The organism is Streptomyces sp. BF23-19 (genome assembly GCF_041106355.1).
Taxonomy (GTDB): domain Bacteria; phylum Actinomycetota; class Actinomycetes; order Streptomycetales; family Streptomycetaceae; genus Streptomyces; species Streptomyces virginiae_A.
The window spans coordinates 1-6,016 of record NZ_JBGBPT010000166.1 but is presented as its reverse complement, the minus strand read 5'-3'; the positions used below and the strand labels follow the sequence as shown (position 1 = coordinate 6,016).

The following is a 6,016-nucleotide window of genomic DNA, read 5'->3' as shown; positions in this document are numbered from 1 at the left end:
CAGGACCGCCTGGCCGTTCTCGGCCGGCTGGAGGAGGCCCGGGTGTTCGCGGTCCGCCGCGCCGCTCCCGTCGTCGCCGGCGCCCTGCGGGTGTCCCGTTCCACCGTCTACGGCCTGCTCGCCGAACTCAGATCACCGAACGCGAAGGACCGACCATGACCCGGCTGCGAGAACCTGCCCCTGGGTTACACCGAGACCTTCGGCGATCCGGCCCTGCGCGAGGTGATCGCCCAGACGTACGAGAACGCCGGCGCGGACGACGTGATCTGCTTCGCCGGAGCCGAGGAAGCCCTGTACCTGGCCATGAACGTCCTGCTCGACGCCGGGGACCACGCCGTGGTGGTGACCCCGAACTACCAGCCGAGACCGTGCCGATGGCCCTGCGCGAGGCCACCGGCGTGGCCCTCTGACCCGGACCGCAACTGGGCCCTGGACCTCGACGAGGTCGCAGCGGCGCTCCGGCCGAACACCCCGCGTCGTGTCGGTGAACTTCCCCAACAACCCCACCGGAGTGTTCCAGTTGCGCGTGGACCGGTTCCCGTCAGCGTGACGGCGAGAGGGATGCCGGTGGCATCGGTGATCAGGTGGTGTTTGCTGCCCGCTTTGCCCCGGTCGACAAGACTTCGTTCCGTCTGGAAGCCACCTCTCACGCGCGGATGTGGGAGCCGTCAACGGCCGCCCGGGAGAAGTCCAGAGCGTCCGCACGGCGAAGCTTCGCCAGAAGAACCTCGACCTCGTGCAGGCGGGGCCACACGCGGACCTCGGTCCACTCCGCCAGACGGCGCCAGCAGGGTCGCAGCGGACGCGGCACCCGCCTGACTGGCTGCGGAGCAGCAGCCGTGGAGACACGCAGCATCTCCACAGGGTTTATCGGAACACGACAATTTCTCACAGCGCGTCTCCGGTGCGTCGAACAATCCGGAAGGTCCTCTTCCACCCAGAGTCGCGACGGGCCACCGCGCCCTGCCACTGCGCGTCGCCCGACGGCAGAAACGAGGCGAAGCCGCGGGACTGCGAGCCCTCGAGGCGGCACGAAGATTCCACTCACCCGGCAGTCACGAGGGTTGACGACTCGGCTGTCCTCGGGGCTCGTCCCTCTCCACCGAATAGCCGCGCCAGCATGATCGAGGAAACGTGTGCGAACTTCTGAACCGCGTCTGGTCCTGCCCCCGAGTCGAGTGGACCCGCGTACGCGGCCCGCCATGGTGGATGAGTTGGTGCCCGAAAACCTCACGCTGCCACGACGCAGGCACCTCCTTCTCGTAAGCCGTCCATAACTCTGCCTGCTGTTCGCGAGATTACTGGCCGGGCAGGACCGGACCAGCCACCCCGCTGTCCGTCCCCGTGGCTGTGCGCTTCTTTGCCGGGACATCACCGACAGCGGCCGTATCCGAAGGGCACTACAGAATCGTGAGCACACACAAAGGGCTGCAGGCGAACGTCCTGGGCACTTCCGACAGCATCGTTATGGCGGTAGCCGGCAGTGCTCCCGCCTACTCCCTGGCGGCGACGACAGCCGTACTCATCGGCGCGGTCGGTTTCGCCGCCCCTGCCGCACTGCTCTACTGCGCGATACCCATGTTCGGCATCGCCTGGGCGTTCAACTACCTGGGCAGGCTCGACATCAACGCTGGCGCCAGCTACTCATGGGTGGCCCGTGCCCTCCATCCCTCCCTCGGCTTCCTCAGCGGCTGGGCGCTTGTGGTCTCGGCCACGATCTTCATGGTCGCGGGCTCTCTGCCGGCCGGCAGCATGACGCTGTCCCTGTTCGCCCCGGACCTGGCCGAGAACACCGCGCTGGCGACCGTGGTCGGCGCGATGTGGTTCCTGGTGATGCTCGTGGTCGTGCTTAAGGGAGCGCGACTGACGGTTCACGCCCAGCTGATCATGTCCGGCATCGAGCTGCTCATACTGCTCGCCTTCGCCGCGGGGGCCTTGTTTCATGGCAATGCGGTTCAGCACTTCTCCTGGTCCTGGCTGGGCTTCAGCCACTTCGATGGAGTGCAGGGATTCGCAGCCGGAGCGTTGATCGCGGCGTTCTACTACTGGGGCTGGGACGTCACCAGCAACCTCAGCGAGGAAACTCGCAACAGCCGCAAGACGTCGGGGCTGGCCGGCTTGGTTGGTCTCGCCGTCGTCTTCGTCCTGTTCGAGGTTTTCACAATCTCCGTGAACCTGCTGCTCACTGCCGAGGAAATCGAGGCCAACAGCGCCAACGTCCTGGCCCTGCTCGGCGAGCGTCTCTGGCCCGGTTGGGGCGGCAGACTGCTGATCGTCGCCGTCATGCTGTCTACCATCGCCACCCTGGAGACCACCCTCATCCAGGTGACCCGCTCCCTCTTCGCGATGGGCCGCGACCGCACCATGCCAGCTGCCCTCGGCACCTCTCACCCCCGCTACCAGACGCCCTGGGTCGCGCTGGTGGTTGTCGGCGCGGTCGCTCTCGGTCTCTTTGTGGCGTCCAATGCACTGGGCTCGGTCGGCGACATCCTGGAGAGCGCCGTGGCCGCCATCGGACTCCAGATCGCCGTCTACTACGGGCTGGCCGGAGTCGCAGTCGTCGTCGCCTACCGAAAGGTGCTGCTGAAGACCCCGGCGAACTTCATCTTCGGCGGGCTGTGGCCGCTGACCGGGGCGCTGTTCCTGTTCTGGGTGTTCGTCGAGTCGCTGGGCGCACTCGACGCCACCGCCATCGCGATCGGCATCGGCGGTCTCGCCGTGGGCCTGGTGCCGATGCTCGCGTACCGGAAGAGCCCCTACTACCGTCCGGATCGGCTTGACGCCGCAAAGACCGAGCGAATCAAACAAGAATACGAAGGCCTGGAACCCGTGTCTGCCTCGTCCGCTGACAACACCATAGCCACGGACTTCTGAAGGGCGCAGCCATGACACCGGGAAGCAAGCCCTTCACTCCCGAATTCGACGCGACGCTCAGGGACCGGGACCTTGCGAAGGCGCGCCAAGACATCGCCATCGGCCGGTGGCAGGGTCTTCCCGAGCTGCTCCACTCCACCGGGCGCGACTGGGACCGCCGCACCCACCGGGTGCGCCTGCTCGCCCAGTCCACGGCCGGCACGACCATCGCCGAGGAGTGGTACACCGCCCGGCCGGGTGATCCGGACGCGCTGGTGCTGCGCGCGGATACAGAGGTGCTGCGCTGCTTCAACCTCGCCGTGGCCGCGGGGGACCCTGGCGCTGCCGGCCAGGACCGGCTGGACATGGCCGTACGGACCTGCCTTCGCGCGGCCGACGCACATCCTTACGACCCTGTGCCCTGGGTATCGCTCCTCACCATCGCCCGGCTATACGCGGGTGGGCACCGCCAATTCAACCACTGGTGGAAGGAGCTGAAACTTCGGCACCAGGACAACCGGGAAGCGCACAATCAAGCGCTGCGCCATGTGTCCGCTCGCTGGCACGGCACGCACGGGACCATGTACGACTTCGCCCGGGACGTGGTGGACAGCACTGCGCCGGGCTCGCCACTCGCCGTACTCCTGCAGGTCGCGCGGCTGGAGGAGTACCGCTACCGCCTTGAGCGTGAGGGTGACATGGCACTCTTCCTACGTCGGCATTGGAGTACCGACGTAGCACTCGCCGATACCCGTCGCACCTGGGATACATGGGTCGTCAACTGGGACGGCATCTACCGGGCGCAGGACGTCGCCGACTTCAACTACTTGCTGCACGCGACGTGCGCCGGCGGGCTGTACAGCGAAGCGGCGTACCTCTTCAAGCTGCTCGCCGACCAAGCAACCGCAGTGCCCTGGTCCTATTTCGGCGACCCCGCGACCGTCATCGCAAAGTGGCACTGCACTGTCATGCGCTCAACCTGATCATTGACCCGCAACTCTGAGTTCCAGGATTCGGAGGGCGGGGCTACAGGGCGAAGTACTGCTGCTGGGCACGCGCGCACCATTCGAGCACCGACGAAGGGACTCAAGGCGTGAAGTCGATCGATGTCAATCGTGTACTTGGCGCCGCTACCGCTCTCTACAGCGTCGCCATCATGGTGCGGCCGGAGTGGCTCGCCAAGCCATGCGATCTTCCACTGGAGTCCGACGGCCGCCCGCCACGGCAGGCAGGACTGCTGATCAGGGCCATCGGGGCCCGGGACACGGCCATCGGAGTCGCGATGACCGTCGCCAGCAGCGAGAGCGCGCGACGTTCGGCGGCATGGTGCCGGGTGGCGACCGACACCGCTGACGCGGCTCTCTTCGGCACCCTGCTCGAAAGCAAGCAGGCACGCTGGAAAGTTGCGGGATTTGCACTGTCCTGGGCGGCGCTGTGCGCACTGAGCCTGCGCAGCATCCGTTCCTGAGGAGCCGCTGTTGTCGATCTCCGGGAACGCGAGGTCGACGGGTCTCCTGGCCGCCACGGCGCCGCCCTGCGGGTCGGTATCACCCTAAGCGTCCTCATGGCTGAGCCCTGCGCCTACGCCGCGGTGCGCGAGGCAGTCCAGTACGCAGAGGCCCCACAGACGGTGGTCTCGCACCCCCAGTGAAACACGTGTTCGATTTTCTCCGCGAACGCCACGCCCCGGATATCGGCCACGTGTTGTGACTGTGCACCAGACCTGTCCAATGAGCACTGGACTTGTCGTGGGTGTGCATTCCACTCGGCAGGCAGAGCAGCGCCCGGAGGGCTGACTTGGCCTGTTCCCTCCGCCGATCCCTCCCCACACTCGTGTACGCGGTGCGCTGGCGACGCGGGGAGCCGGCTGTGGATCGGGCTTTCTCCACCTGCGTGCTCACCCTGGCCGAGGCCACAGGGATCCCTCACCACTTCCTGCTCGACGTCACGTCACCCGACGGGGTCTTTGCCGCGCCGGGTGGCACGCCGTCGGCCTTGGGGTTCACTCTCGGGATTCGACCGGCCTACAGCCTGTCGAGCCCCACACCCCTGCCGATACGGGCCGAAGGAGCAACCCGCGACATACCGGCTCGGGGCCGGAAACTACGCTTGCACCCTTTCCGCCCCGCCCAAGGAGCAGCGTGCCGCCGGCCTTCGTTCACCGGATCACCAAGTACGACCCTGCCAACCGCGACGAGCGCGGCCACTACACCGGCCCCGAGGACACGGACAGTGACCACGGGCCGGTCGAGGCGGCGTACCTGGCAGCGATCGCCGCCTTCGCGGAGGCCTCGGGTATCGACCGGCTGGAGATCCGTGAGCCCGCGGTCACAGGCTTGGTCCACTTCGGAGTGGAGCCGCCGGTCGGGGGACACGGCCTCGCCGGGCTCTTCCCGCCCGACCTCACCGGCTACCACGACGGGGCCGAGGTTTCCCTTCCGAGCGCTCTGGAGCTTGTCCGAGCCATGCTCCGTGACCAGGGCGCCTGGTGCCGGCTGGAGGTGGGGGACCTGTTCACCGTGCACGTCGGGTGGGACCAGTACGTGTACGTGGGCAGCGACCAGCCCTGCGCGGACGCCGTGGCCCGTACACGTGAACTCGGCCTTTTCCCGGAACCGCTGACGGCCTCCCCCTGCGCGGCGAGTTCGACGAACCGGAACCGACGGAGCCAGCCGACGAGGACTTCTGGGCACGCCTCCGCACGGAGCTGGCCTCACGGCAGACGGTGCTTCTGGAGGAGACCTACGTCCGCAACGCCGCACGCTGGCACCGCCTCACGCCGGAGAACCTCGACGCGGTGCGCGCCTGTCTCGGCCCGCGGGTTCTGCTGACCGTCGACCTGAACGCCGATGTCGGCGCGGTCCTCGCCGCGCTCCCCCCGGAGGAGTCAGTGGAGTTCGTGTGGGAGGCGCAAGACGGAACGATCCGCCACGCGGTCGTCGACGACACCGACTACCAGGAGTTCACCGCTCTGGTGGCCGACGCGCGGGCGGCCTGCGCCCTGTCCATGTACCCCGACGAACGCCACCCGCTGTTCGTCGCTGTCCTGCCTGACCGCGACGGCATGCTGCGCGCCCGGTGGTGACCCGACTTCGCGCCGGGCGGGCAAGCCAACGGTGTGCAATGAAGTCGTCCAACCAAGCCAGGTGTCGTGCTCAGTCAC

5 protein-coding genes and 2 pseudogenes are annotated in these 6,016 nt (G+C 67.5%); 6 read left to right on the top strand and 1 reads right to left on the bottom strand.

Annotation, left to right across the window (positions count from 1 at the left end; genetic code table 11):
• The first annotated feature begins 9 nt into the window (after positions 1–9).
• Complete coding sequence (locus AB8A24_RS42700) at positions 10–159, top strand: helix-turn-helix domain-containing protein (RefSeq protein WP_369479203.1); 150 nt, start codon at positions 10–12, stop codon at positions 157–159.
• A 63-nt stretch (positions 160–222) separates the two neighbouring features.
• Positions 223–423, top strand: a pseudogene (locus tag AB8A24_RS42695) (hypothetical protein); the annotation flags it as partial.
• 113 nt (positions 424–536) lie between these two features.
• On the opposite strand, the pseudogene AB8A24_RS42690 reads toward AB8A24_RS42695, so the two are convergent.
• Positions 537–790: pseudogene (locus tag AB8A24_RS42690) on the bottom strand (IS5/IS1182 family transposase); the annotation flags it as partial.
• A 620-nt stretch (positions 791–1,410) separates the two neighbouring features.
• On the opposite strand from AB8A24_RS42690, the gene AB8A24_RS42685 reads away from it, so the two are divergent.
• The 4 genes from AB8A24_RS42685 (at position 1,411) to AB8A24_RS42670 (ending at position 5,938) form a co-directional block, all read left to right on the top strand.
• Complete coding sequence (locus tag AB8A24_RS42685; RefSeq protein WP_328959699.1) at positions 1,411–2,874, top strand: APC family permease; 1,464 nt, start codon at positions 1,411–1,413, stop codon at positions 2,872–2,874.
• 11 nt (positions 2,875–2,885) lie between these two features.
• Positions 2,886–3,836, top strand: a complete 951-nt coding sequence (locus tag AB8A24_RS42680) for a hypothetical protein (protein WP_369479202.1) — start codon at positions 2,886–2,888, stop codon at positions 3,834–3,836.
• A gap of 110 nt (positions 3,837–3,946) precedes the next feature.
• Positions 3,947–4,321 carry a DUF4267 domain-containing protein gene (locus tag AB8A24_RS42675; RefSeq protein ID WP_328959697.1) on the top strand — a complete coding sequence of 125 codons (375 nt, stop codon included), beginning with the start codon at positions 3,947–3,949 and terminating at the stop codon, positions 4,319–4,321.
• Between the two features lie 1,257 nt (positions 4,322–5,578).
• On the top strand, positions 5,579–5,938 hold the full coding sequence (locus AB8A24_RS42670) for a hypothetical protein (protein WP_369479201.1): 360 nt from the start codon (positions 5,579–5,581) through the stop codon (positions 5,936–5,938).
• Positions 5,939–6,016 lie beyond the last annotated feature (78 nt).

Coding starts and splice junctions, on each gene's coding strand:
- AB8A24_RS42680 (WP_369479202.1), top strand. CDS start 2,886: ATGACACCGGGAAGCAAGCCCTTCACTCCCGAATTCGACGCGACGCTC.